Annotated in this window: 21 protein-coding genes; 12 read left to right on the top strand and 9 right to left on the bottom strand. The window is 40.2% G+C overall.

Annotated elements, in window-relative coordinates; genetic code table 11:
* Positions 1 to 14: 14 nt before the first annotated feature.
* Entirely contained in the window at positions 15 to 941 is a 927-nt protein-coding gene (locus tag KXJ59_RS02935) for a hypothetical protein (RefSeq protein WP_295200954.1), read from the top strand.
* A 96-nt stretch (positions 942 to 1,037) separates the two neighbouring features.
* On the opposite strand, the gene KXJ59_RS02930 is transcribed toward KXJ59_RS02935, so the two are convergent.
* The 4 genes from KXJ59_RS02930 to KXJ59_RS02915 all read right to left on the bottom strand — a co-directional run bounded on the left by KXJ59_RS02930 (position 1,038) and on the right by KXJ59_RS02915 (position 12,531).
* The gene (locus tag KXJ59_RS02930) at positions 1,038 to 4,382 is read right to left on the bottom strand and encodes a VCBS repeat-containing protein (protein ID WP_295200951.1); all 3,345 of its coding nucleotides are present in this window, start codon (positions 4,380 to 4,382) and stop codon (positions 1,038 to 1,040) included.
* 22 nt (positions 4,383 to 4,404) lie between these two features.
* Entirely contained in the window at positions 4,405 to 7,731 is a 3,327-nt protein-coding gene (locus KXJ59_RS02925) for a VCBS repeat-containing protein (RefSeq protein WP_295200950.1), read from the bottom strand.
* 105 nt (positions 7,732 to 7,836) lie between these two features.
* Positions 7,837 to 9,450, bottom strand: coding sequence for a RagB/SusD family nutrient uptake outer membrane protein (locus tag KXJ59_RS02920; protein ID WP_295200948.1), 1,614 nt, complete (start codon positions 9,448 to 9,450; stop codon positions 7,837 to 7,839).
* Positions 9,451 to 9,468: 18 nt separating this feature from the next.
* Entirely contained in the window at positions 9,469 to 12,531 is a 3,063-nt protein-coding gene (locus KXJ59_RS02915) for a SusC/RagA family TonB-linked outer membrane protein (protein ID WP_295200946.1), read from the bottom strand.
* Between the two features lie 298 nt (positions 12,532 to 12,829).
* Here KXJ59_RS02915 and KXJ59_RS02910 point away from each other — a divergent pair, with 298 nt between their 5' ends.
* On the top strand, positions 12,830 to 13,816 hold the full coding sequence (locus KXJ59_RS02910) for a LacI family DNA-binding transcriptional regulator (RefSeq protein WP_295200944.1): 987 nt from the start codon (positions 12,830 to 12,832) through the stop codon (positions 13,814 to 13,816).
* 108 nt (positions 13,817 to 13,924) lie between these two features.
* On the opposite strand, the gene KXJ59_RS02905 is transcribed toward KXJ59_RS02910, so the two are convergent.
* From KXJ59_RS02905 to KXJ59_RS02895, 3 genes are all read right to left on the bottom strand, one after another.
* Positions 13,925 to 15,277 (bottom strand): Gfo/Idh/MocA family oxidoreductase, encoded by a 1,353-nt coding sequence (locus KXJ59_RS02905; protein ID WP_295200942.1) that lies wholly within the window; start codon positions 15,275 to 15,277, stop codon positions 13,925 to 13,927.
* 86 nt (positions 15,278 to 15,363) lie between these two features.
* Positions 15,364 to 16,722, bottom strand: a complete 1,359-nt coding sequence (locus tag KXJ59_RS02900; protein ID WP_295200941.1) for a DUF1080 domain-containing protein — start codon at positions 16,720 to 16,722, stop codon at positions 15,364 to 15,366.
* Positions 16,723 to 16,772: 50 nt separating this feature from the next.
* Positions 16,773 to 17,600 (bottom strand): purine-nucleoside phosphorylase, encoded by an 828-nt coding sequence (locus KXJ59_RS02895; protein WP_295200939.1) that lies wholly within the window; start codon positions 17,598 to 17,600, stop codon positions 16,773 to 16,775.
* A 64-nt stretch (positions 17,601 to 17,664) separates the two neighbouring features.
* On the opposite strand from KXJ59_RS02895, the gene KXJ59_RS02890 reads away from it, so the two are divergent.
* The 5 genes from KXJ59_RS02890 to arsM are packed head-to-tail and all read left to right on the top strand — an operon-like array spanning position 17,665 to position 21,453.
* Positions 17,665 to 18,453 (top strand): DUF547 domain-containing protein, encoded by a 789-nt coding sequence (locus tag KXJ59_RS02890; protein ID WP_295200936.1) that lies wholly within the window; start codon positions 17,665 to 17,667, stop codon positions 18,451 to 18,453.
* A 1-nt stretch (position 18,454) separates the two neighbouring features.
* Positions 18,455 to 18,790 carry an arsenosugar biosynthesis-associated peroxidase-like protein gene (locus tag KXJ59_RS02885; RefSeq protein ID WP_295200933.1) on the top strand — a complete coding sequence of 112 codons (336 nt, stop codon included), beginning with the start codon at positions 18,455 to 18,457 and terminating at the stop codon, positions 18,788 to 18,790.
* 33 nt (positions 18,791 to 18,823) lie between these two features.
* Positions 18,824 to 19,864: an arsenosugar biosynthesis radical SAM (seleno)protein ArsS gene (arsS, locus tag KXJ59_RS02880; protein ID WP_295200931.1), complete on the top strand. Its 1,041-nt coding sequence runs from the start codon at positions 18,824 to 18,826 to the stop codon at positions 19,862 to 19,864.
* Positions 19,865 to 19,873: 9 nt separating this feature from the next.
* Entirely contained in the window at positions 19,874 to 20,479 is a 606-nt protein-coding gene (locus tag KXJ59_RS02875; RefSeq protein ID WP_295200928.1) for a TIGR04282 family arsenosugar biosynthesis glycosyltransferase, read from the top strand.
* Between the two features lie 2 nt (positions 20,480 to 20,481).
* Positions 20,482 to 21,453, top strand: a complete 972-nt coding sequence (gene arsM, locus KXJ59_RS02870) for an arsenosugar biosynthesis arsenite methyltransferase ArsM (protein ID WP_295200925.1) — start codon at positions 20,482 to 20,484, stop codon at positions 21,451 to 21,453.
* Positions 21,454 to 21,474: 21 nt separating this feature from the next.
* On the opposite strand, the gene KXJ59_RS02865 is transcribed toward arsM, so the two are convergent.
* Positions 21,475 to 22,518 (bottom strand): VOC family protein, encoded by a 1,044-nt coding sequence (locus KXJ59_RS02865; RefSeq protein ID WP_295200923.1) that lies wholly within the window; start codon positions 22,516 to 22,518, stop codon positions 21,475 to 21,477.
* A gap of 48 nt (positions 22,519 to 22,566) precedes the next feature.
* Positions 22,567 to 23,265 (bottom strand): TIGR04283 family arsenosugar biosynthesis glycosyltransferase, encoded by a 699-nt coding sequence (locus KXJ59_RS02860; RefSeq protein WP_295200922.1) that lies wholly within the window; start codon positions 23,263 to 23,265, stop codon positions 22,567 to 22,569.
* 240 nt (positions 23,266 to 23,505) lie between these two features.
* On the opposite strand from KXJ59_RS02860, the gene KXJ59_RS02855 reads away from it, so the two are divergent.
* From KXJ59_RS02855 to KXJ59_RS02835, 5 genes are all read left to right on the top strand, one after another.
* Positions 23,506 to 24,066, top strand: a complete 561-nt coding sequence (locus tag KXJ59_RS02855; RefSeq protein ID WP_295200920.1) for an AraC family transcriptional regulator — start codon at positions 23,506 to 23,508, stop codon at positions 24,064 to 24,066.
* Between the two features lie 96 nt (positions 24,067 to 24,162).
* Positions 24,163 to 24,516: a cupin domain-containing protein gene (locus KXJ59_RS02850; protein ID WP_295200917.1), complete on the top strand. Its 354-nt coding sequence runs from the start codon at positions 24,163 to 24,165 to the stop codon at positions 24,514 to 24,516.
* Positions 24,517 to 24,611: 95 nt separating this feature from the next.
* Entirely contained in the window at positions 24,612 to 24,830 is a 219-nt protein-coding gene (locus KXJ59_RS02845; protein WP_295200916.1) for a hypothetical protein, read from the top strand.
* Positions 24,831 to 24,945: 115 nt separating this feature from the next.
* A complete protein-coding gene (locus tag KXJ59_RS02840) occupies positions 24,946 to 25,101 on the top strand; it encodes a lmo0937 family membrane protein (RefSeq protein ID WP_295200914.1) in 156 nt (51 codons plus the stop codon).
* Between the two features lie 160 nt (positions 25,102 to 25,261).
* Positions 25,262 to 25,750, top strand: a complete 489-nt coding sequence (locus KXJ59_RS02835) for a hypothetical protein (RefSeq protein ID WP_295200913.1) — start codon at positions 25,262 to 25,264, stop codon at positions 25,748 to 25,750.
* The last annotated feature ends 45 nt before the right edge of the window (positions 25,751 to 25,795 follow it).

Below are 25,795 nucleotides of genomic sequence, written 5' to 3'. Positions count from 1 at the left end.
ATGTGGTTTTACTTATGAAGCGATTATTGCTTGCTGTTTCTGTTATCATCATTCTCATTTTTGCAGTCGGTTTCTTTCTCCCCAAAGAGAAAACCTTTATCCAAACTGTCAATTCTCCTGTTCCTTTTGATGGTATATCGAGGGTGATTGTAAACAAGGATTTATGGAAAAACTGGTGGCCAGGTACAATCATTAATGACAGTACCGTAAGTTTTAATGAGAAAAAAATTGTCATCAATACCCTCCTGTTAAATGGATTCAAGGCTACAATAATTGAGGATAATCGAAATACTTATTTTGATCTTCAGTCTGTTACTACTTATAATGCTGAAACTGCTATTACGTTAACCACTAAGGTTTACTTATCTGCCAACCCGTTTATAAAAGTTTTTCAATACCTGTCTGTTGGCAATACAGAAAAAACTGCTGCAGCACTATTTGAGCAGTTGAAAATTACGCTTTCAGATATAAAGAAAGTGTATGGCTTTGATATTAAGATGGGTAAGGTACCCAACTCTTCTTATGTATCTGTTAAACAGGATTTTGATCACTACCCTGATAATACAGAGTTGTATAAAATGATTGATGAGGTGAAGGCTTTTATCGTTTCTGAAAACAGTAAAGTAGTCAATGACCCCATACTCAATATTGTAAAGGAAAATAACAAATTATACACTGCTATGGTTGCAGTAGCGTCTGATAAAGATATTCCTACCAAAGGAAAATTCATGTTGAAACAAATGATGCTGGGCAATATTGTGGTGGCCGAGGTTAAAGGCGGCCCGGCAAACATTGAAAAATGTAGACAGGCCGTTCAGTTTTATGTAAATGATTTCAGGAAAATTTCACCTGCAATAGCGTTTGAAAGAATGATCAGTAATCGTTTAACTACCGACAGCTCGCAGTGGCTAACCACCATCAACTACCCTGTATTTCAATAATACCTCTCTCTGCGCAAACTCAATTCCCTCATGTTCTCTGCGGTGAATTTACTCGAAAAATCACCGCAGAGAACAGAGCGTTTACGCATGCTAGTTTTACTTTTTTCCCAGCACTATCACAGTTTCATTGTTACGGGCAAGGATATAGGCTTTTTGGTTTTTGATGGTGATGGATTTTGCATTTCTAACCTGTCCGGCAATGGCAGGCATACCCAAACCAGCTATCTTCATCCCCTTACCCTTTTCATAAGATAACAGATTTGCAAAGTCGGCATCCTGTCTGCCTATTTCTACATTGTTCGAATAAAAATTACCCATTGCAAGCCATTGTGGTTGCCCGTCTTTTTCAATACGAAGCATTGACCTTAACTGACTCAACTGCGTTTCAAATGGCAAGGCAGAAGCTGTAAATTTCATACCACCTTCATTCGTCAACAATACATGTTCGAAACAGTTGACTTCTAACTGATAGGCTTTCTCAAATTTTTGCGGTGCGAATAATTGTTTTAAATCTGCTTTTGCGAAATCGGCGGCGTATAAATATTTTTTCCGCAGTAATGGAATCGATTTTTCGAGTTGCAGTTTACTGGCCAATGGCATTTCAGAGCCATTCACATAATAAGTGAGTATCTGTTCTACCCTTCCGTTATCATCAAAATCGTTCATGTACATTCTTACCGGGTATTTTTCGGAGGCTTTTACACGGCTGTTATTCCCGAAATTACCTGCTACCAGGTCAATATCTCCATCACCGTCTATATCATCAGCAAAAACAGATTGCCACCAGCCTTTTTTTGCTGTAATGGTTTGTTGAACAAACTGGTTATCCTGTTTTACAAATGCCTCTATACCTCCCCACAAATAGGAAAGCAATAAATCTGTCTGTCCGTCTTTATTCAAATCAACCCATTGTGCAGAAGTTACCAAACCGCCGGGTTGTATCAATGCGTTTGCAAAAGCAGGTGTTACATCGCTGAAATTTCCATACCCATCGTTCAATAATAAATATGAACGTGCGGGCATTCCATAAGCATAAGTAACAGATCGGCCGGCAAAGAACAGGTCCATATATCCATCTCCGTTAATATCGTTGGCTATTACTTTGCTTTGTGTATTCATGCCACGCGGGAAAGCAACATCTTTTTTTCTCAGGTTGCCTCTTCCGTCGTTCAGGTATAAAAGTGGTTGAAGGTGTTCATCTTCCCCATAATATTCATTGCCCCCGCTGGCAATTACCAGATCTATGGCTTTATCATTGTTTACATCCACCCAAATAGCATCTACGTTTTCCCACATGGAATCACGGTCAAGGGCCGGTTGAATTGATTTACTAAATGTGCCATTTTTATTTTGAACATACACCGCATTGGTATATCCTTTTGATGCGCCAATGAATACATCTTCCAAACCATCGTGGTTAATATCTGCAACTGCCAATGCGGGTCCTTCTGTTGAGAGCATATGTGGTATTAATGGCTCTCTGTCGAAATCATTGAATAGGTTTTCCTGGTGCTGATAGTTAATGCCTGTTGCCTGCGTTATATCTTCAAGATCAGTCTGCATTATTTGATTTTGCTGAGTCAGTCTTTTTTCAAAATCAAATTTGGGCAAGCCCTGTGAGTAGACAACCGTTTCTTTTCTTCCCTTTGTCAGCTGAACCGTTTGATAAGTTCTGTCGGGCCATATCAGCAAAGCCGAATCCACAGTAATATTTTTGAGTCCTACATGAATGGGCAACAACATACTTGACTGAAAACCATGCACGGGATAATGCTCATAACTGTGTACCTGTTTTTTGCTGTAGACTAATAATTTGGCGCCGATGGCATTTTTATTCCCCGTACTGCCTGTCAGTTTCAGTTGTGCGAAATCTTTTGAACTTGTATCCGTATTTGTTTTGTTCTCATAAATCAATGCGGGATCATTGATATTATTTACGACCAGATCGAGATCACCATCATTATCGAGATCGGCATAAACAGAACCATTTGAAAATGTGGGAAGGTTATTGTCGATACTGTCTGTCAGGTTATCGAAAGAGAGATTGCCTTTATTCCGATAAAACTGATTGGGTATTTTAATCTCCGGAAACTTATTAATCAGGGCAATATCCTTGTCCTGTATGGTATTATTTTTTAGTTTTCCCTGCAGCTCACCTCCTGATACATAATTGATGTAATCAATATCATTCATTCGCTTGGGAATACCGTTCGATACAAACAGGTCTTTTAAACCATCATTGTCAAAATCCATCCACAATGAGGCCCAGCTCCAGTCTGTGGCATGAATACCTGCGTACTGACCAACTTCACTAAAATGCCCGTTCTTTCTATTGTATTGAAGATTATTTCTTGCATACTGATGTGTGTACCCGTATTGCAATTTCTGTTGAAAGATATTGTAATCATCTTCTGCCATTGATCGTTTCAGCATATAAGGATCATAAGGCAACATATCCATGGAAATGATTTCAGGATAAGCATCATTGTTCACATCCGCTACATCTACACCCATACTAAACTGACTTGTATGCATTAACTGCTGAGCACCTTGTTCTGCAAATGTGCCATTCTGCCGGTTAATGTAGAGATAATCGTTCTCATGAAAATCGTTACCTACATAAATATCAGGCCAGCCATCGAGGTTAATATCTGCCACAACTACACCCAACCCATACCCTATTTTACTTCCATTGATTCCTGCTTCTTTGGTTATATTGGTAAACCTTATTTCGATTTTGCCATCCTGCATAGTTTTCTGATCATTTCTGTACAAACGATGACCTGCCAGAGAATCATAAGTATTCATGAAATTTTCTCTTGGCGCATAATTACCATCATGGTTTACAGAATGGTTTAGTAGAAACATATCGAGGTCGCCATCGCCGTCATAATCAAGAAATGCGGCTTGTGTGCTGAAACCGGAAAAATCTAATCCATAAGCACTGGCCTGGTCTTCATATACCGGTATTTTATCCGGACCAATACCAGTACAAACCAATAACTGGTTCTTTCCTTTTAATGTTTTGTATTTGCCTACACGGCAAACATAAATATCCAGCAGACCATCATTATTGATGTCTACGACAGATACGCCGGTACTCCATGCACCATCGGCAGGTATATGTGCTTCTTTGGTTACTTCTTTAAATTTCAGGTTTCCCGTATTGAGGTATAAGGCATTGTTTTGCTGATTGGCTGCAAAAAAAAGATCTATCAGCCCGTCATTATTAAAATCGCCTGCTCCTACCCCTGCTCCGTTGTAGAAATACATATAGGAGAACAGGTTGAATGCCGGTGTGGGTTGCAATTTGTTACTGAACTGAAGTCCTGTTTGTTCATGGCTGAGTGGAACAAATACAGAAGCTGCTTTTTTTTGCGAACATCCTGCCATGATAACCATCAGCAAACCAACGATACTATAGAACGATTTTTGTTTCATGTATTTCATTTACCTGCAATGGTTATTTTTTATTGTTCCTGGTATTGACCTGATAATACAGCGGTGTATCATTGTTTCTCAGGAATAATAAGCCTGTTTTAGTTTTTTGTTTTACCTGTGCGATATCTCTTACCTGTCCTTTTACAAATAACCCGGAAGCAATAGAGGATACTTCACTAAAACGGTTATCTCCCTTGTTCAGTAACACCTGGCCGTAAGAAGCATCAATACTGCAGAATTGGGGAAGCAGGTCAAAGAAATTACCGGCAAAGATGATATCGTTTTTACCATCTTCATTTATATCACTGATAACAGCTGCCTGTAGCGATGAGAGCTGTGCCATAAAGGGCAATTGCTCCAGTTTAAAATTCCCTTTCCCGTCGTTATAGGCAATACAGTTTGCCGCATTGTTTACGGTTAATACCCTGGCACCTGCTAACCCGTCTTTGAATACCTGCTGAATGGTTTTATCTGCAAATTCAGCATGTTGCAGGTTTGATTTTTTCAGGGATGGTATCTGTTCCGTAATATCTTTTTTCAGAAATACGGGTACTTCTTTTCCATTAAGCGAATGACTGAAAATTTTATCGATGGTTCCATTCTGATCAAAGTCTTTAATCCACACTTTTACAGGGTTTTCCGCATCTGGTTTCATGTAAAAGTTCTGCCCGAGGTTGCCGAGCAATAAATCGGGATGACCGTCTCCGTTCAGATCACCAACTGTTACCGACTGCCACCAGCCCAACTCGTTCTCCAACCCTGTTTTCTGTTCTGCAAACTGTTTGTTTTTGTATGCATATACTTTTGGTGATATCCATTCACCCACTATCACCAATTCCTTTTGTTGATCGGCATTCAGGTCTGTCCATACAGCTCCCGTTATCATACCCAGTGACTGTAAGAAAGGGGCCGCTTTATCTGTAACATCGGTAAAAACTGCACCGCCTTCGTTATGAAATAAAAAGCTCCTGGGTGTTATACCATAGTTCTGCGGTTCGCTTCTGCTGCCGATAAAAATATCCATCTTCCCATCCTGATCGTAGTCTAATGGAATAGCTACACCTGTATTGGTATGACTTACCAGAAAAGTACCCGATCGTAAAGTGAAATTTCCTTTACCATCATTCAGGTAAAGCTGGTGTTGGTATTTTTCAGATGAGGCGGGTGCAAAATTGCCACCACCGCCCACAAAAATATCCATATCACCATCCTGGTCTGCATCAAAGAAAAAGGCAGCGGTTACATCATTGAAAGTAAATTTTTCAAAGTCAGGGACCGTTTTTTTAGAAAAGCCGTTTGCTGTTTGCAGGTATAATTGTGAAGGCTGCGCAACTGCACCACCAATAAATATGTCTTCCATTCCATCACCATTCACATCTGCCACAGCTGTTTTAGGTCCTTGTTTGGAGAGCATGAAGGGAATATTTCTTTCCTGGTAAAAATCTACATGTTCATCTTCTTTGTGCGATTCGAAAGGGAGGTTTAGTTGGCTAAGTAATGTTGTTTGGGGCAGTTGATGTTGAAATAAATTTACACGGACATCAGCACTGTCGTATTTTATTTTCAGCAACTGATTTACTGATGGCTTGAGAATAGTAGATACTGTTTTATTGGGCCAGAGAACCTGCACTGAATCTGGTTTAAACATTCCCAATCCGATGGTTTGTTTATATTCTACCGATGACTGAAAGCCTTTACTGGGTATCAGTTCCCTGGTAATTACCTGGTCTGCTGCAAAAATTTTAATGGTGCTGCCTACTGCAAAAGGGTTTTGCTGATTAAACTGCAACTGCATTGCCATATAATTGGAAGTAGAATCAACCCTGCTGTTATTTTTATATACCAGTGCCTCCTGGTTTACATTATTGATGATCAGGTCAAGATCTCCATCATTGTCCAGGTCTGCATAAGATGCGCCGTTTGAAAAAGTAGCCTGATCGAGTCCCCATTCTTTTCCTGCATCGCTAAAACGAAGATTGCCCTGGTTTTTGAATGCTTTATTGGGAATAGGTACAGAAGGCATTTTATCAATCACATTATTTACTTCTTCTTTTTTCCCTTTTAATACCATCTGGTTCACCACATCGTTGGCAAAGAAGTCGATAAAATCCTGATCGGTTACATCACGGTAAATACCGTTGCATACAATTATATCAGATAGCCCGTCGTTATTGGCGTCGAACATCAAAGCTCCCCAGCTCCAGTCGCTGGCGGCTACACCGCTGTAGAATGCTGTTTCAAGAAATTGTCCATCACCATTATTTACCTGTAGTGCATTTTGTGTAAACTGGTTATAAAAATTCTGGTTCTGTTTCAGTTTATAGGTGTCGTACCCTTCAAAAGATGTATTGGTTTTTAAGCGGTAATCATCGCCGGGTAACATGTCTGTAGTAAAAATATCCGGCTTACCATCGTTATTGATGTCTTGAAGATCGGCCCCCATTGAGGAGAAACTGATATGCTGTGTACGATTTTCAATTTCATCTTTGAATGTGCCATTACGTTGGTTGATATAGAGATAATCTTTTTCAAAAAAATCATTCGATACATATACATCCGGGTAACCATCAAGGTTAATATCGCCTACGGTTACACCGAGTCCAAAACTGATGATACTTCCATAAATGCCTGCTTCTTTTGTTACGTCAGTATATTTCCCGTTATCATTTCTGTATAAATGATCACCACCACCTTTAAGAAACTCAGCATAAGGCGCTTCTGCATCTGGTATGCTGCGCATATTGGCGTAGTTGAGCGTATTTACCGGAATGGGACTGTTATTAACGAGAAAACAGTCGAGGTCTCCATCGAGGTCGTAATCAAAGAATGATGCATGGGTAGAGTATCCATCATTATCCAATCCGTATTCAGCCGCCCGTTCAGTGAACGTGAGGTTTTTATTATTGATATAGAGTTTGTTTTTACGCAGGGTTTTATTCAGCATATTACCTGCGTTACAAACATAAATATCGAGCCAGCCATCAGCGTTGATATCAACAAAAACAACACCCGTGCTCCATTCATTGTTATAAATAATTCCTGCTTTTTGTGTGATGTCTTCAAATTTCAGATCCCCTTTATTCAGGTAAAGTTTATTGGCACTTTGGTTAGCGGTAAAGAAAATTTCCGGCAGTCCGTCGTTGTTCAGGTCGCCGGTAGCTACACCACCGCCATTATAGAAATTTCTGTATTTGAATACGTTAAATGATTCCGACTCGGTGAGTGTGTTTTTAAAATTGATATTTGAGTCGGTAACGAGTGAGAATAATGTTTTATTCTCTGCGTTTTTGCAGGCTGCAAGCAAGGATATACAGGCAATCAGCAGCCATTTTCTGTTCAGCATCATCATACGCTAAAATAACATAAATACTGTCTGCTTGTCAATTCATGACTCGATAAAAAAAGCCGGTCAGAGAAAATCTGACCGGCTTTTACAACTATTCTCGCACATCTATTAATAACCGAAATTCTGTTTCAGGTTAGGGTTAGAAGCCAATGCCGTTGTTGGAATTGGATAAACCGCTTTGTATGCATCAGATGCATTTGGTCTTTCTTCAACAGGAGCGTTGAATCGACCGAAACGAATCATATCTGTTCTTCTGTGACCTTCGAGGTAGAGTTCGCGACCTCTTTCAGCCAGTAATGATGTAAGTGTTACAGCTGTTACAGGTGTAGCATTTCTTACCAGACGGATACTGTTTACAATAGTCAATGGTGTTTCACCATTGGCACCTGTAGTACCGCCTCTTAATAATGCTTCAGCTTTCATGAGGCGAACATCTGAGAAACGTAAGAAAGGAAACTCATTGGTACTACCCCATGCACCATCGTTGATGGTAGCAGGATCGAGTGGGAATTTGTTTACACGGATACCACTTGCTTCTCCATTAAAGAAGATAGAAGCTGTACGTGTAAAAATCAATGGGTTACCACTTCTGTCGTATAAATCACCAATTGGATCACCAATTACACCAGGCTCTTTAGGATTGCTGGCTTTAACCGGACCACGTGCCTGACCTACCAGGAAACCTGCATTAGCACCTACCAGATTGGTATAACCAGCCAGAGGTGTTGATTTACGAACGTCATTGTCTTCAAAGCTATCATAGAACTGAGACAGTGTTACGAAACCGTTCCAGCTTGAAGGACGCTGATTATAATGCCAGCTCTGACAAGTCTGCCATACGAGGTTGGCACCATTACCTGCTCTTGCATCTCCACCGGCTTTACGTACGAAGATGTTTTCAGATGATTGTGTACCATTATCCCATTTAAAGTTATCCCAGTAGTTAGGATCAATACTGAGGCTGGCATTGGCAGCCACCAGGTTACAATATTCAATCACTTTATTCATATCTGCTGGGGCAAATGTAAATGGACCGGCAGGTGAAGTAGGTGCTTGTTTGTAAACAGCTTTATTGAGGTATGCTTTAGCAAGCAATGCCCATGCAGCTTCTTTGGTTACCTGACCACGGAGGGCTGGAGTATATGCAGGTAAAGCAGGTACCGCAGCTTCCAGTTCTGTAATAATGGCATCAATTGCTTCAGACCTTGTCATTACAGTAGGGATGGCATTGGCTGCAGCAGTTGCCGGACGTGTTTGAACCTGGCCATAAATATCACAAACCAGAAAGCGGAAATAAGCACGGAGAAACTGTCCTTCTGCTTTTGTTAAACCTGTTGCAGTTTCAGCAACCAGTGTTGTCTGGAACAATGCACCATTCAAACCATTCCAGGTATCATTGATCTGGTTATGATCAGGACCCCAGGTATGCAGGTGCAAACGACGCCATGTACCGAAGTCATCCCAGTCGGTACCACGTGTTGGGCCCATGATTTCATCGGTAGAATGTTCCTGTAAACCGAACCAGTTACCCTGGCCACCGGTTAATTGGTTTAATTGTTCGTACACCGCAGAGATAGAAGGAGGAGTAGGAGCTCCACTTCCGGCATTGGGTGCGATTGAGTTGGGTGCTTCAAGCTTTGGATCAAGCTTGGAGCATGATATGGTAAGTACAGTTACAGCGGTAAGCACCGGTATAAATCTACTTTTAATGATATTTTTCATTTCTTCAGTTTTTATTGATTAAAATCCAACGTTAACACCTACAGTAATTACCCTTGGTCTTGGATATTGCGTATAGTCAAATCCACGTGAAGGGATACCATTGATGCTCTTATCTACGTTCACCTCAGGATCAATTCCAGAATAACCTGAAATCAATGCCAGGTTCTGACCTGATGCATATATCGACATAGACTTGAAGAGACTTGTTTTCTTCAGGTTGAATGCATAGCTAAGGTTTACGTTAGCCAGACGGATAAAATCTCCTTTCTCCAGGAAGCGTGTTGATACTGAACCTGGGTTGAATGGATTTTCTGGTCCTTTACCTACCGCATTGGTTACGTTACGGGCATTACGCAAGCTACCTTTCAGGAACAGGGCATTGGCCGTATTGTTATATACGTGGAAACCGGTGATTGCGTTCACAAACACACTTAAATTCCATCTGCCATAAGAGAAGTTGTTGGTTAAACCGGCAAAAAACTTCGGTAAAGCGCTACCTACCAACTGGTTAGAAGCACCGTTTCCATAACGGGCATTACCATTACCATCGAAACCATTAAACACTGGCATAGACCATGTGAAGATGGGTGAACCATTGGTAAGGGTTTGTGCAAATGCACCTGTGAGACCCTGTCCGCTTACACCACCTGTATTAATTGGTGTTGGTAAACCTTCGATGTTATTGTTAACGGTGGTCATGTTATAGTTGATATCCCAGCTGAATTTCTTACCCTGGATAGCACGATAATTAACACTTGCTTCCCATCCTTTGTTGATTACTTCACCATCTAAATTTATCCACCAATTGGCAGTCGGTGCAAATCCACCGGGTGTTGGAGCAAAGAACAGCATGTTTGTTCTCTTGTTATTATAGTAATCAACGGTTACAGACAATCTTCTGTCTTTGGTAGTGAAGTCAACACCAACACCTGTTGTAGCAACTTCTTCCCATTTCAGGTTAGGGTTACCCTGCTGAATGAAACGGGTTACAGGACCAGCACCTACATCAAATGTCTGCTGCAGGTTCAATGAGGCATAAGATCCTAAGTTATCCTGGCTTCCCAGTTTACCATAGTTAGCCCTGAAGCTCAGGTCGCTGAGGAAACCACCAAATGCTTTCTGTGCCCATGACTCTTCCAGCACTCTCCATTTAAAGGCAAAAGCCGGGAAAGTAGCATAACGGTTGTTTGAACCGAATTTAGAAGAACCATCAGATCTTACGGTTACAGTTAAGAAATATTTGTCGTTGTATGTATAGTTTAAACGACCAAAGATGGACTGTAATTCGTTTCTATCGTAGCCGGGAACAAAGTTGGCATAGTTGTTAAACGCTGCATAATCTTTTACAAATACATCTTTAGGTCCAACAACAGGTGTTTTTACACCCCAACCAAAAGCGGCTTTGTAACGATTTTCAAAACTCTGGTAAGAATAACCGGCAATAGCATTCACTGCGTGTTTGTTATTGAAGGTTTTGTCGTAAGTCAGGTAATGCTCGATCAGTTGAGATTTAGTCTCCAGGTTTTGTTTGGTTGTACGACCATTGCCCTGGATCTGATTACCATAATCTTTACCAAATACATTGATGGTTCCACCATATGCACCTGTACCCAGACGTGGGTCAGCAAAAGAAATTCTTTCAGCCTTAGAATTATCCAGACCGAGTACTACTTTATAGCTCAGGTCTTTTGTAATCTGGTAGCTGGCAGAGAAATTGCCGAGGAAGCGGTTGATTTCATCGTTATCAGTAAAATAAGCCAGCATCTGACTTGGGTTACGCTGGTCACCTGGCTGATAGAATGAACCATCTGGATTGTAAACAGGGTTGGTTGGGTTAAACTGCAAAGCAGCACCTAACAAGCTACCCTGATAACCTGCGTTATTTGAAAGCGGAGCATAAGAGTTTTCTGTTCTAGACATAGTAACATTTGCTTCCAGCTTCAGTTTTTCGTTTAATAATTTCTGACTGAGGTTGGCACGACCTGTTAATCTTTTCAGACCGGTATTCTTTACAATACCTTCCTGGTTATCATATGAACCACTGATACGTGCAGTAGTTCCCTTGCTGCTCATTGACCAGCTCAGGTTATGATTCTGTGAAATAGCCGTTCTGAAAATTTCATCCTGCCAGTCGGTGTTGGCACCTTTGTCGATACTTACTACCGCAGCTTCTGCAGCGATTGGGTTTGCACCACCATCGATATTGGCTTTTTTAGCAGCCAAGAGGAAGTCCTGTGCATTCATCAGGTCGTAACGACGTGCAGTTTTTGCGATGGTAGTTGATGCTCCGTAAGAGAAAACACCACCTTTACCACCTTTACCTTGTTTGGTTGTAATGAGGATTACACCATTGGCACCTCTTGAACCATAGATAGCGGCAGCAGATGCATCTTTCAATACAGTAATGCTTTCAATATCAGTAGGGTTCAGGAAGATAAGCGGGTTTTTAGCAGATGTACCGCCTTCAACACCACTACCATTGGTACCCAGTGTACCGCCCTGAATAAGGGGCACACCATCAATAACATACAAAGGTTCCTGTGCACCACTGATAGAACCGGTACCCCTGATGTTGATGGTAGCAGCAGCTCCGGGTTCACCGGTTGATGGTGTTACAAGCACACCTGCTGTACGACCCTGCAACAATTGTTCAGGAGAAGCGATCTGACCTTTGTTAAAGTCTTTTTCAGTTACACGGGAAACGGAACCAGTTACATCTTTCGATTTTCTGGTACCATAACCAATTACTACCACATCGGCCAGCGCATCTGCAGTAGCAGTAAGCGAGGCATTGGCAGTATTGGATGAAGAAATGTTCACGTCAACAGCGCTATATCCTGAGAAGGAAATAGTTACAGTTCTTGCTGATGATGGAACGCTGAGTTTAAAAGTACCATCGGCACCGGTTTGTGTACCAGTCGTTGATCCTTTTACTAAAACAGACGCACCAGCCAGAGGCGATCCGTCTTTGGAGTCAGTTACTTTACCAGTAACCGTTTTCGTTTGTGCCTGCGCGAATAGGGTAAATACGCAAGCAAGTAAACCCACAAGCGTGGGCCTGACAAGCTTCGAAAGGTTCATAAATGGCAGTTTATTGGTTATTAAGCGTGTACAAAGTACACATTTTTTTCAGAAACAAAATTTTTTCTTAAAATTTTCTGTTTTTCTGGGAAAAATGATACCTGTACCCATTACAAGACCAATATGTTCTCCAAAAAGATGCACAGTTTAATGGATACTGACGAATTTTTACAGGTGATTATTTCTTAACTAAAAGATTATCAGCATTTTAAGAATATAAAAAACATTTCCGCAATGGTTTGCGGAAATGTTTGTTGTGGAAATTTTATTTACATTCCATTTTCAAACAGACCCTCTAATGCAGAATACGACGCTTAAAAAAATTTCCGAGATCCTCGGCATCAGCATTTCTACCGTTTCGAGGGCATTAAAACACCACCCAGACATTTCTTTGAAAACCAGGCAAAAAGTAATTGACCTGGCTGAAACACTCGACTATGAACCCAATGCCAGCGCCGTTCAACTCAGAACAAAAAACAGCAAGCTGCTTGGACTTATGGTACCTACTGTTTCTAATTATTTCTATGAAACATTTATTTCAGCCGTTGAAGAAGATGCCCGCAAACAGGGTTATTCAGTCATGATCTTACAATCTGGCAACGACCCTGCTATTGAACTGGATAACCTGAAACTGTTTCGCCAGAACCGGGTGTCGGGTGTATTTACCTGTTTAAGTTCTTCCACCACCGATTTAAAAGGTTTTGAGCGTATGCGTGAAATGGATATTCCTGTGGTGTTTTTTGACAATGTACCCGATGTATCGGGTATTCACAAGATTTGTATGGCCGATGAGAAAAGTGCGCAACTGGCCGCCGAACTTATTCTACAGCACCCTTATCAATCCATACTCGCCATTTTTGGTAACCCGCAATTATCCATCACCAAAAAAAGAGAAGCTGCTTTGCAACAGGCATTTCAATCACACCCAAACATACAGTTGCTGATTGAACATGCCCATAATTCGGATGAAGCCAGGACCATTTCTAATAGTATGCTGAACAAACACCTGCCCGATATTATTTTCTGTATGAGTGATGAAGTATTGATTGGTGTATTAAAAACCATCCAGGAAAAAGGATTGCGTTATCCAGACAATATTGCCTTGCTCACCATCAGCAATGGCACCATTCCAAAACTGTTTCACCCCCAGATTACTTATATAGAAACCAGCGGTGAAAAAATGGGACATCTGGCTTTCTCCCATATGCTCGATTGCATCAACGGAAACGCTGATCCCAAAGAATTACTGGTTGATGCGTTGTTGGTGCAAGGAGGATCCTTGTAGTATTAGTCTATAGCTAATGGTCCATAGTCAATAGTCAATAGTCCATGGTAAGCAATCTATTTCCTACCATGGACTATTGACTATGGACTATTGACTATCAACCATTCACTAATACTTAAACACTTTCCCTCCCACCATCACTTCCTGTTTTACCTCATCGAATGTTGCTTTCATGCCGGTGCGCGATGCAGCGGTGGTCATGATATTGGCAATGGAATGATAGTATCCTGCTTCTACAGGTGCGTTGGGTTGCATCCTGCTTCTTACACATTCCATCCAGTTACGCATATGTGCAGAAGTAAGTACATCACCTCCTGTATTGGCTGATGCTACTACTTTCGGGGCATTGTCTGTAAGATTCAACTCAGGTAATAAATTCGGCTGCATCTGCATGGCATCTGCATGATTTTTTCTCAGACCTCCTTTAGGTGAAATTTTATTGGTATTGAGGTTCATTTCCCCGCCATTGGAATAATAGATCTCTGTAGGGTTCTCATCACCATTGTGCATGCGTGATGTAAATATTACCTGGAAACCATCTTTCTCATTTGATCCGTAATCGAATACGGCAGTAGTGGTATCCCAGTTTCTTCTGCCGTCGTTCCACATATATATACCACCATTGGCCACTACAGACCTCGGATGTTTTAAACCGGTGAACCAGTGTACGGTATCAATCTGGTGCGACATCCACTGGCCAGGCATTCCGGATGAGTAGGGCCAGAACAAACGATATTCGAGGTATTTACGCGGATCCCATGCTTCAAAAGGACGATTCATCAAAAAACGTTTCCAGTCTGTATCCGATTCTTTTAACTGTGCTACCAGACCCGGTCTGCGCCAACGGCCCGGCTGGTTTACGTTCCAACTCAATTCTACCATGGTTATTTTCCCAAACTTTCCTGCCTTAATAAATTCATCAGCAGCCTTATAGTTCACTCCACTTCTTCGCTGCGAACCTATCTGCACAATTTTACCGGAGGCTTTTACCGCTTTCATCGCTGCCTTATTATCTTCCATCGTTTCTGCAAAAGGTTTCTCAACGTATGCATCACAACCGGCCTGTACTGCTTCAATAGCATGTAATGCATGTTGAAAATCGGCTGTGCTGATGATGACAGCATCTACTGATTTTGATGCATAGAGTTCTTCATTATTTCTATAGGCCATGATATCATGACCCATTTTCTCTTTGATAAAGGCCTGCCCTTCCTCTCTTCTTATTTTCCACAAATCGGATACAGCTACGATATCAAAATTCAGTTCCTTATAATGATGCTGAAAACAGGGAAGCAATGAAAACTTAAACCGTTCCGAATAACCTGCTACACCTACACGTACACGGTCATTGGCTCCTATAATTCGTGCATAACTGGCAGCACTCATACCCATCGATGCTGCATATACAGCTGCTGATGCTTTCAGTGATTGCTGGATAAATTTTCTTCTGTTGGTTGACATATTTGTTTGTTTAGTCCGAAAGTCAGATGACCGAAAGTCCGGAGCCATCATTGCTTTCTTTGTTAGATATATAAAATATGAGCGAGTTATTTTAGTTCTTGTATTTTAAGACTTCTAAACCACACTTCATTTCCGTGATCCTGTAGCAATAACCTGCCCGTTGGCGACATTCCGAAATTGGGCCACTGTGCATATTTACTTTTAGCCACCAGCGCATAATAGTATTGTGCACCACGCTGGTATTCGAGCATTTTCCAGCCATTGAGGTAATGTGTTACATGACCATTTGGCTGAACGATGACCATACCCCTATTCCACTCTCCTATTTTTCTTCTTGCCCTTGGCTCCCGAACAGAAGGAATTAAATCGTATAAAGATGCCAGTGTTCTGTTATTGATAGAACCCATTTTTGCATCCGGATGTTTTTCGTCATCCAACACCTGGTATTCTAACCCGATAGCGGAACCCATATTTTTTTCACTTTCTGTCACAAAATATTTTACTCCACTATTAGCACCTTCTGTCATTTTAAATTCGAACTGAAACACAAAAGCGCCATATTCTTTTTCTGTTACAATATCACCTCCATTTACCGATTCACCACCGGCAGCGGGTAATACACGTAATATTCCTTCTTTTACTTCCCAGCCTTTTTCAGGAAATATTTTTTTGTGCGCTCCACGCCAGCCTTTTGTGCTTACTCCGTCGAATAACAACTGCACACCATTTTGTTTTTCCTGTTCCGATACATTATTCGGAATAAAGTTGGCTACAAATACCTTGTCTGTTGCAGCGCCTTGCAGGTTACTGGTTTTAATACGAATATTACGCCACCTGATCTGCTTACCTGCTTCTTCCTGTTTACCGATGGAATGTACCTGCAATGCAATAAAACCTTCTGCAGTGAGATCATCAACCACATTGGCGGTTGGTATTCCATTCACAAAAGTTCTTAATGTGTTTCCAATACATTCAATGCGGCATTTATTCCACTCTCCGGCTTTGTATGCAGTTTTTGCTGAGGGATTATAATCCAGGGTATAGAGCCAGTCTCTGCGCGCTTCGTCATAAATACCACCCGTCCATGCGCGCGGCGATGGATCTATTTCAAACTGGTAACCATGCACACGTCCATTCTGGTATTCGGCTTTACTTTCGCTCCGGAACTGTATGCCTGAATTCATGGCAGCATCGAGTTTGAATTCAAGTTCGAGGATAAAATCTTTGTATTTTTTTTCTGTAGCTAAAAAAGAATTGGGTTCACCAAAAACGGTTGTACCTACGATCTCTCCGTTTGATACGGTATATTTTGCTTTTCCATTCAACTGCTTCCATCCATCGAGGTTTCGGCCATTGAATAAACTGGTCCAGCGGCTTGTTTCATTTTGGGAAAACCCCTGGGTATAACAAATCAATAAAAACAGCCAGCCTATTTTTCTCATCATATTTATTTTGGATGAAAAAGGTACAAAATATTTCTATTGACAGGCAGTTATTATGACTTCATCATTTTTATGGATGTTGCAAAAATGGTACTTAACCCTTCATCGGCCCTTCCGGCTACTTCAATGATCTCAGAAATATTTACGGGTAAAAGGTTATCAGGGTCACATTCATCGGTTATTACACTCACTGCTGCGCAGCGTAATCCAATATGATTGGCAACAATTACTTCCGGTACTGTACTCATACCCACCATATCGGCACCCGATGCCCGCAGGTACCTGTATTCTGCTCTTGTCTCCAGGTTAGGACCCTGCACGGATACATATACTCCATGTAATAATTCTTTTTGCACTGTATGGGCTGCCTTAACCAGTATATGACCCATCTCTTCATCATAGGGTCTGCACATATCTACAAACCGGTTTCCAAATGCCGGATCATTCAGACCCCGAAGTGGATTTTCGGGTAACATATTGATATGATCATCGATTAACACCATATCTCCTTTTTTATAAAAAGCATTCATGCCGCCAGCCGCATTACTTAATAACAGAAATTTTATACCCAGTTCCTTCATTACACGGATGGGGAAGGTAATTTGTTGCATGCTATACCCTTCATAATAATGAAAGCGTCCCTGCATAGCCACCACTTTTACACCATTCACGTCTCCAAACAACAACTGCCCTTTATGAAATTCAACCGTAGCTATGGGAAAATGAGGTATTTCATGGTAGGGTATGCTGCACTCAATGTTCATATGCTGAACAAATGCACCAAGCCCTGTTCCTAATACAACGCCTGTTTCAGGGGCCACAAATCCTTTTGAAAGCAGGAATGAAGCGGTCTCTTTAATCTTTTGCAACATATTGTCCATAATAACAAGTAATTTTTCGTTCTGTAAAATAAAACTATCTGTGTTCTCTGAACGTATTTATCGTATGCAAAAATCATTCCTCTTACTTATTTTTTTCTTTTTGCAGGTTACGGTTAACCAAAAGCTTATTGCCAATACCCCTTCATACAATGAAGAAAACAGCATAACAAAAGCATCTCAACAATTACTCCTTCTTGCAAAAAAGCGTGAACCGGCTGATTCACTGGTGCTTTATTTTCAGAAAATAACGCCTGCCGAATTAGTGGCCGCATTAAATACAGATAGCAGAAAAAAAGCTTTCTGGTTAAATATTTATAATGCTTTCACTCAATTATTTCTTTCTAAAAATCCTGATCAGTATAAAAAAAGAAGTCAGTTTTTTGGCAATAAAAAGATCAATATTGCCGGGCAGTTATTAAGCCTCGATAGAATTGAACATGGGTTACTTCGCAGGTCGAAGACAAAATGGAGCATGGGTTATATAAACAGGCTTTTCCCTTCCACTTTTGAAAAAGAGAACCGTGTAGACACTGTAGATTACCGGATACATTTTGCATTGAACTGCGGTGCCAGGAGTTGCCCTCCGATAGCTTTTTACAAAGCCGATCAACTCGACAAACAATTGGACCTGGCTACCAAAATTTATTTAAAAAGCGAATCAACCTATGATGCTGAGCGTAACCATATTGCATTACCGGCCATTATGGGCTGGTTCAGGGGCGATTTTGGCGGTAAAAGAAAAATGAAAGAACTATTAAAGAAAACGGGTGTTATCCCAACGGATACAAATCCATCTGTTTCATTTAAAAAATATGACTGGAATCTTTATTTAGACAATTATAAAACCGACTAAGATGGCTAATCATTATTACAATGCAGAAGACCTTGGTAAATTCTCCGCCGTGGGAGAATACCAAAAAGATATGGCTGATAAATTTTTTGCCTGGTATGGTGAGGTATTTAAAGACAGTGCATTGAGTGCACGTGAAAAATCATTGATTGCATTGGCAGTGGCACATGCTGTACAATGTCCGTACTGTATAGATGCCTACAGCAGCGATGCATATGAAAAAGGATGGAGTGAAACACAGATGATGGAAGCTGTTCATGTTGCCTCAGCCATTAAAGGTGGTGCGGCGCTGGTACATGGTGTTCAGATGATGAATAAGGTGAAAGCTATTTCCATGTAACCCCATACAATCTTATCGCTACAAAGGAATCAAATGAAATCACTAAAAGCATTACAACATGCACTGGCCGATGCTGGTCATCAGTTAGACGTATTGGAGCATGATAAAAAATTGCCTCTTTTTACAGACAGGATGCAGCAGGCTGGTCTCTTTCCATTATTACCCGTGCAACCTGAAATATTTCAGGTAAACGTTGGTAAAATGTGTAACCAGGTTTGCAAACACTGTCATGTTGATGCCGGTCCTGACAGAAAAGAAATCATGACCAGGGAAACCATGCTGCTTTGCCTGGAAGTATTGGAAAAAAATACTTCTTTCACAACAGTTGACCTCACTGGTGGTGCACCGGAAATGAACCCAGATTTCAGGTGGTTTGTTACAGCCATCAAAAAACTGAACAGGCATATTATTGTGCGTTGCAATCTCACCATCATTCTCGCCAATAAAAAATACCACGACCTCCCTCAGTTTTTTAAAGACCATGAAATAGAAGTAGTTTCATCACTTCCTTTTTATACACAGGACCGAACAGACAGGCAAAGAGGGAACGGGGTGTTTGAAGATTCCATTAAAGCATTACAAATGCTCAATACTGTAGGGTATGGTACAGCCAATAGCGGTTTATTACTCAACCTCGTGTATAACCCTGCCGGCGCTTTTCTGCCTCCAGCTCAGGCTGCACTTGAAAAAGAATATAAAGAAGCATTGTTACAGCAGTATAATATTCAGTTTAACAACCTGTATGTTATTACCAATATGCCTATCAGCCGCTACCTGGATTATTTACTGGTAAGTGGCAATTATGAATCGTATATGGATAAACTGGTTCAGGCATTTAACCCTGCCGCTGCTGCAAATGTTATGTGCAGGAATACTATTTCGGTGGGTTGGGACGGGTACTTGTATGACTGCGATTTTAATCAGATGCTTGATTTAAAAGTGGCTTGTAAAGAGTCGGATCATTTATCTGTGTATTCGGCTGACCTTATCAATAAACGCAGTATTATTTTAAACCAACATTGTTATGGCTGTACTGCGGGTTCGGGATCGAGCTGTGGCGGCTCTGTTACTTAATGATCTATTTTGGAAAAAGCGCTTATCATATTTGCCAGAAACCCTGTTTTAGGGAAAGTAAAAACCCGTTTGGCATCCACCATTGGTAATGAAAGGGCATTGCATATTTATGAATCACTGCTCCTGCATACCGCTGATATTACCAGACAAGTTGATTGTGATCGGTATGTATTTTATGCAGATGGTGTTTCAGAAAATGATATATGGGATGTTTCCTCATTTTCAAAACTGAACCAGAAAGGTGATGACCTGGGTACCAGAATGAAAAATGCTTTTGATTATCTTTTTAAACAGGGCTATAAAAAGGTTATAATTATAGGATCCGATTGTTTTGAATTGAATGCGTCAATAATAGAAGAAGCATTTGATTCATTGAACAGGCGTGAAGCAGTGATTGGTCCTTCAGCGGATGGTGGATACTATTTACTCGGAATGAAAAAAAATTACCCCTTTTTGTTTATCAATAAATCCTGGAGTACGGATATGGTTTATGAAAACACGGTAAATGATTTTTTACAGCATCAGGTTTCATATACTGCACTTCCCGTATTACATGATATTGATACCGAAGAAGACTGGAACCAATACAAAATCAAAAAACAATTAAACGATTGAATATGTCTAATTACCTCGAAACAACTTATGATGTATACAAAGAGGCCGCTGAGAATCCGCAGAAAGGGTTGTGCTGTACCACAACGCCTGTATGGTTATTACCAGGTTTATCCATACCACAAAAGATGTTAGAGATGAATTATGGATGTGGTAGTACAGTGAATGCAAGAGATATGGTTAATAGCCCTACCGTTTTATATGTAGGTATTGGTGGGGGGATGGAACTGCTGCAGTTTTCTTATTTCAGCAGAAGAAATAAAGCTATTATAGGTGTAGATATTGTTGATGAAATGATCAAAGTCTGCCAGGAAAATATGATTGAAGCTGAAGCACAAAATTCCTGGTTCAGCAGTGAGTTTGTAGACATCAGGAAAGGGAGTGCATTGAGTTTGCCCATCGATGATAACAGTGTTGATGTGGCTGCTCAGAATTGTTTATTCAACATTTTTGAAGAAGCAGAACTTAAACAGGCGCTAAAAGAAATGTACCGCGTACTTAAACCCAGGGGCAGACTGGTATTAAGCGATCCTACCTGCGAACAGGCGATGCCGGAAAGTTTAAAACAGGATGCCAGACTAAGGGCATTATGTTTGAGTGGGGCCTTACCACTTCAGGATTATATTAATATGATTACCGATATTGGTTTTGGCACTGTTGAAATACGCGCAAAAAGACCTTACCGCATTCTTGATCCGGAAAACTATGATACTGATTCACTTATTTATATTGAGAGCGTTGAAGTATGTGCCATTAAAGACCCTATGCCGGATGACGGACCCTGTGTTTTCACCGGTAAAACAGCCATCTATTATGGTAAGGAAGAATATTTTGATGATGAAAAAGGACATGTCCTTCTACCCAATCAACCACTTGCTGTTTGCGATAAAACGGCGGGTGCATTGAGCAGGCTGAACAGAAAAGATATCTTTATCTCAGGTTCTACTTTCTTTTATGATGGAGGTGGTTGCTGCTGAGAATACCGCAGCAGTTTTAACTCATTTAACTTTATTCAAACCCAGCATGGCAACCATCCAGTTGGGTAATGGTTTATTCGATTTCCTGTTGGTGAGATTGATATACCAGCCTATTTTTTTCAGTACAGGCACCCGGTGTGTTTGAACCAGTTCTATTAATGTACCATCGGGATCTTCTACATAACAAAATCGACCGGATGTATCCTGCATGGCAAAAGATGCTGCGCTGTCTACGGTAAACAGGTAACCATCCTGCTGCATTGATTGCTTTAGTGCATCCATATCCATTACATCAAAACAAAGGTGTATAAAACCGCAATCTCCCCAATAGCGGTTTTTAAATAAATGATCGTAATCTGCACTCACAGCCTGCACCAGTTCAATATCTATGCCGCCGAGTAAGCGACTGAAAGCACCTGATGCCGACATTTTTTTCCTGAGTAAAACTTTGCGTAGCCCGCCTGAAAAAATTTCCCCTTCATTTGTTTCTGTAATATCATATATCAGCTCAGCATTTCCTAAAATTTTCTGATAAAAGGGAATTGCTTTCTCCATATCTCTTATACCAATAACAGCTCCTGTTACCCCACCCATACAGAAATGATCTCTTTTAAACCACTCATGTGCTTCCACTACCTGAAACCTGTTAGCATATGTATCAGTTACCTGAAACAAGGATTCACCCCTGGGATTTAGTGCTATCGCTGATAATTTCAGGTCAGGGTATTTTGATAAATGTTTATGTGCTGCATGAATATTGTATGCCTTAATTTTTACCGCATTAATACCGGGTGCCCCCATAATAAAATCCTGCTCAGCAGCCAATGGTGTTCTGTTGGTAAACTGCCATATTTCAAAACCGCCACCCCCGTTCATGTTCATGGTAAGTATGGCTCTTCGCTGGTATACCTGTTGACCTGTATACTGTGTCATAAGGTTTGCTGATGCTTTATCGTCAAAAACAAGCGTACTCATACCAAAGAGGTCTTTGTACAAATATTTTGCCTCCGTAGCATTTGCTACACCTATTCCAACCTGCTGTATGCCTGTTATATATTCAGCCATGCCCATTTTTATGGAATATACGAAGCGTGTGTTTAAAAAGTTGAATTGCTATCTGTATTGCAGCAGGGTTTTATACCGGATGGCCATTTCTTCCTGGGTAGCTCCTTGTTTATACATGCGGATAATGATATAATTGGCTGTTTGTACCCTTAACCAGCTATTGGTTTCATATTTTCTGGCCGATACCAGTGCAGACTTGTTAAAGATTTTATACTTGGCTTTTGCTTCTTTGGCACGTACTACAATATCGTAATCTTCCATAATACGCATATCCTTGTTAAATCCACTGATCTGATTAAACAATTCTTTTCTCATAAACAATGTCTGATCACCGCCATAACAAATGAAAAGATCGAACTTGGTGAACCATGCATTCAGTAATAATATTTTTTTACTGGAATTGAATTTTGTGCGGTATCGACCGAATGAATACCCAGTTTCAACTGCTTCGCTAATATCTTTTGCATAAGACGACGGGGGATATGTGTCTGCGTGTACAAAATACAACAGCTCACCAGTAGCAATACCAGCGCCAAAATTCATTTGCGCTGATCTTCCTTTCGCAGGAGATTGTGCAATTTTGGCTCCGGCTTCCAGGGCCAGGGTTACGGTTTCATCAGTACTTCCTCCATCGCTCACAATAATCTCTTTAACCAAACCATTGCTATGTTCCTTCAAAAAAACAATCAACGATCCAATTACTGCAGCTTCATTTAAGGTTGGTATAATAATACTGATAGTAGTCACTGCAATCTGATAAAATTAAACTATAGTTTGTATATTTTCAATCGTACGCCCTTACTGCTCATGAAGTTACGCATTTGCAGTGCATAAAAATCTCTGGCTCAAAATATAGCTGGATCAACACGGATGGAGAGACTCCATCAGGCATTATTGCTACACGATTAAATAAACAGACTTTACAGGATATAAGCACTACCTTACAAAGGTTTTGTCTGCCTATATACTCAATATCCAATCTCAAGAATGAAACTCTATATAAAGTATATGGTTAGCCTTCGTTGCAAAATGATGGTAAAAGAAGAACTCAGAAAACTGGGTATACACTATGTTGTGCTCGACCTGGGTATGGTAGAATTATTGGTAGACATTACAGATGAACAGCGGGCGGAGTTTAAAATCAATCTCCTAAAATCCGGGCTTGAACTTTTAGAAGACCACAGGAGTATTCTGATTGAAAGAATTAAAAATGTCATCACAGAAATGGTTCATTATTCCGATGAACTTCCTGATACCAATTACTCTGATTATATCAGTGAGAAAATAGGACAAGACTACACTTACCTGTCTAATATCTTTTCGGAAGTAAAAGGAATCACCATTCAGCAGTTCATCATATTGCATAAAATTGAACGTGTTAAAGAGCTGCTTCTATATGACGAACTGAATCTTACAGAAATTTCCTACAAATTACATTATAGCAGTGTAGCACACCTCTCGAACCAGTTTAAAAAAATTACTGGTCTTTCCCCTTCGTTCTATAAAAAACTAAAACAAAAAAGAAGTCAGCATCTGGAAAATCTGTAAAACCTGTAATTCTTCAATTGTTTTGTGTAATACTGCCTATTGTTATAAAGAGCACCTTTATACTTTACTATTACTCATTCAATTAATCTAAAGAAAATGCCCAGGATAACTGATCCGCTCGAACTAGAGAAATCGAAATCTCACATTATTGTACAAATCATTGAATATATACCCAATGCAATACTGAGCAAGACGATCATCAAAAAAATAACTGGCAATATCACTATTTCTTCTTTTGATGCCGGAGAAGAATTGTCTGAAAAAACAACACCCTTCGATACCTATGTGCAAATTATTGATGGCAATGCCAGATTAAGTATAAACAACAGCAAATATCACTTGAAATTAGGTGATGGTATCATTATCCCGGCTCATGCTAAACATAATTTCACAGCTGAGGAACAATTCAAAATGTTAAGCACAATTATTAAAAGCGGTTACGAGGAATAGATCTAAAGCAGTTATATCTGCAACAATCACTTAGGTATATGTAACACAGATGAGAAGTAAAGTCTTCACCTTTACAATGCATTAAACGAAACAACATGACAACAGAAAATGTTACACCCGCAGTAGTTCCATTTAAAGTGAAAGGCGACTGGTCAATTCAGATAGAAAAATTGAAAGTTAAGTTTCCAAGTCTTACCAATGATGACCTGAAATTTGCAACAGGAAAAGAAGCAGAATTGCTGGAAAAAGTTGGTAAGCGATTGAATAAAAGCCTGGAAGAAACTACTGCAATTCTTGAAAAAGAAATGCATTGATACTACTCTGTACATAAACCATTATACACGTTTCTCTTATACAGTGGGTTTTTGGTAAGCACAGACATTAAAACGTCTGTGCTTTTTACTTTACTCTTACACATAAAAAAACAACATGAGCAATCTTCTATACATTATCGCAATTATTTTACTGATTATATGGGCTACAGGGTACTTTGCCTATAATGCAGGGCAGGTCATTCACATTTTATTATTTATAGCTGTAGTGGCTATTCTTCTCCGGTTTATTAAAGGCGGCAAGATTTTTTGATTCAATGTGCCTCTCACCTTGGAATGATACAAGTATTATCCTTCCATATGTAATATATTTTCCAGCATATCAACAGACCTTTGGACCTGAGAATTGATGGCTTTTAAACAGTAGCATAATTTATTCTATACCTCATCGCCTGAAAAAATCTCAACTTATTATGAAAACAAAACACCTGATTATTACCTGCTTGTTTAGCCTGATATTTTTTGTAACAAACAGTTCAGCACAATCCTACAAAACCGGGCTGGGTTTAAGGTTTGGCGGACTTACAAGTGGTATTACCCTTAAACATTTTACCAACAGCACTACTGCACTTGAAGGAATATTGAGTGTTGGCCGGAAAAACTTTCTGATTACCGGTTTATATGAAAAACATGCCGCTGCAGATAAAAACAGTTCATTAAAATTTGTATACGGTTTTGGCGCACACGTTGGCTTCTTCCAGGATGGTGGAAGTTATTATTATAATAATGGAAGAACCTATACTTCTTCAACCGTTTTAGGTATTGATGGTATACTTGGACTTGATTACAAATTCAACAAAGCACCCATTAACATCAGTATGGATTTAAAACCGTTTATTGATTTCTTTGGGGAGAACTACGTCTATATGGATGGCGGTGTCAGCTTGCGATACACGTTCTAATATCTGTGTAGGCGGATTGATTGATATTTTGTTTCCCAAATTGCC

The sequence above is a fragment of the Sediminibacterium sp. genome (assembly GCF_019264485.1).
Classification (GTDB): Bacteria; Bacteroidota; Bacteroidia; order Chitinophagales; family Chitinophagaceae; genus Sediminibacterium.
The sequence above is the reverse complement of the archived record's forward strand: the minus strand, read 5'-3'. Positions and strand labels throughout refer to the sequence as shown.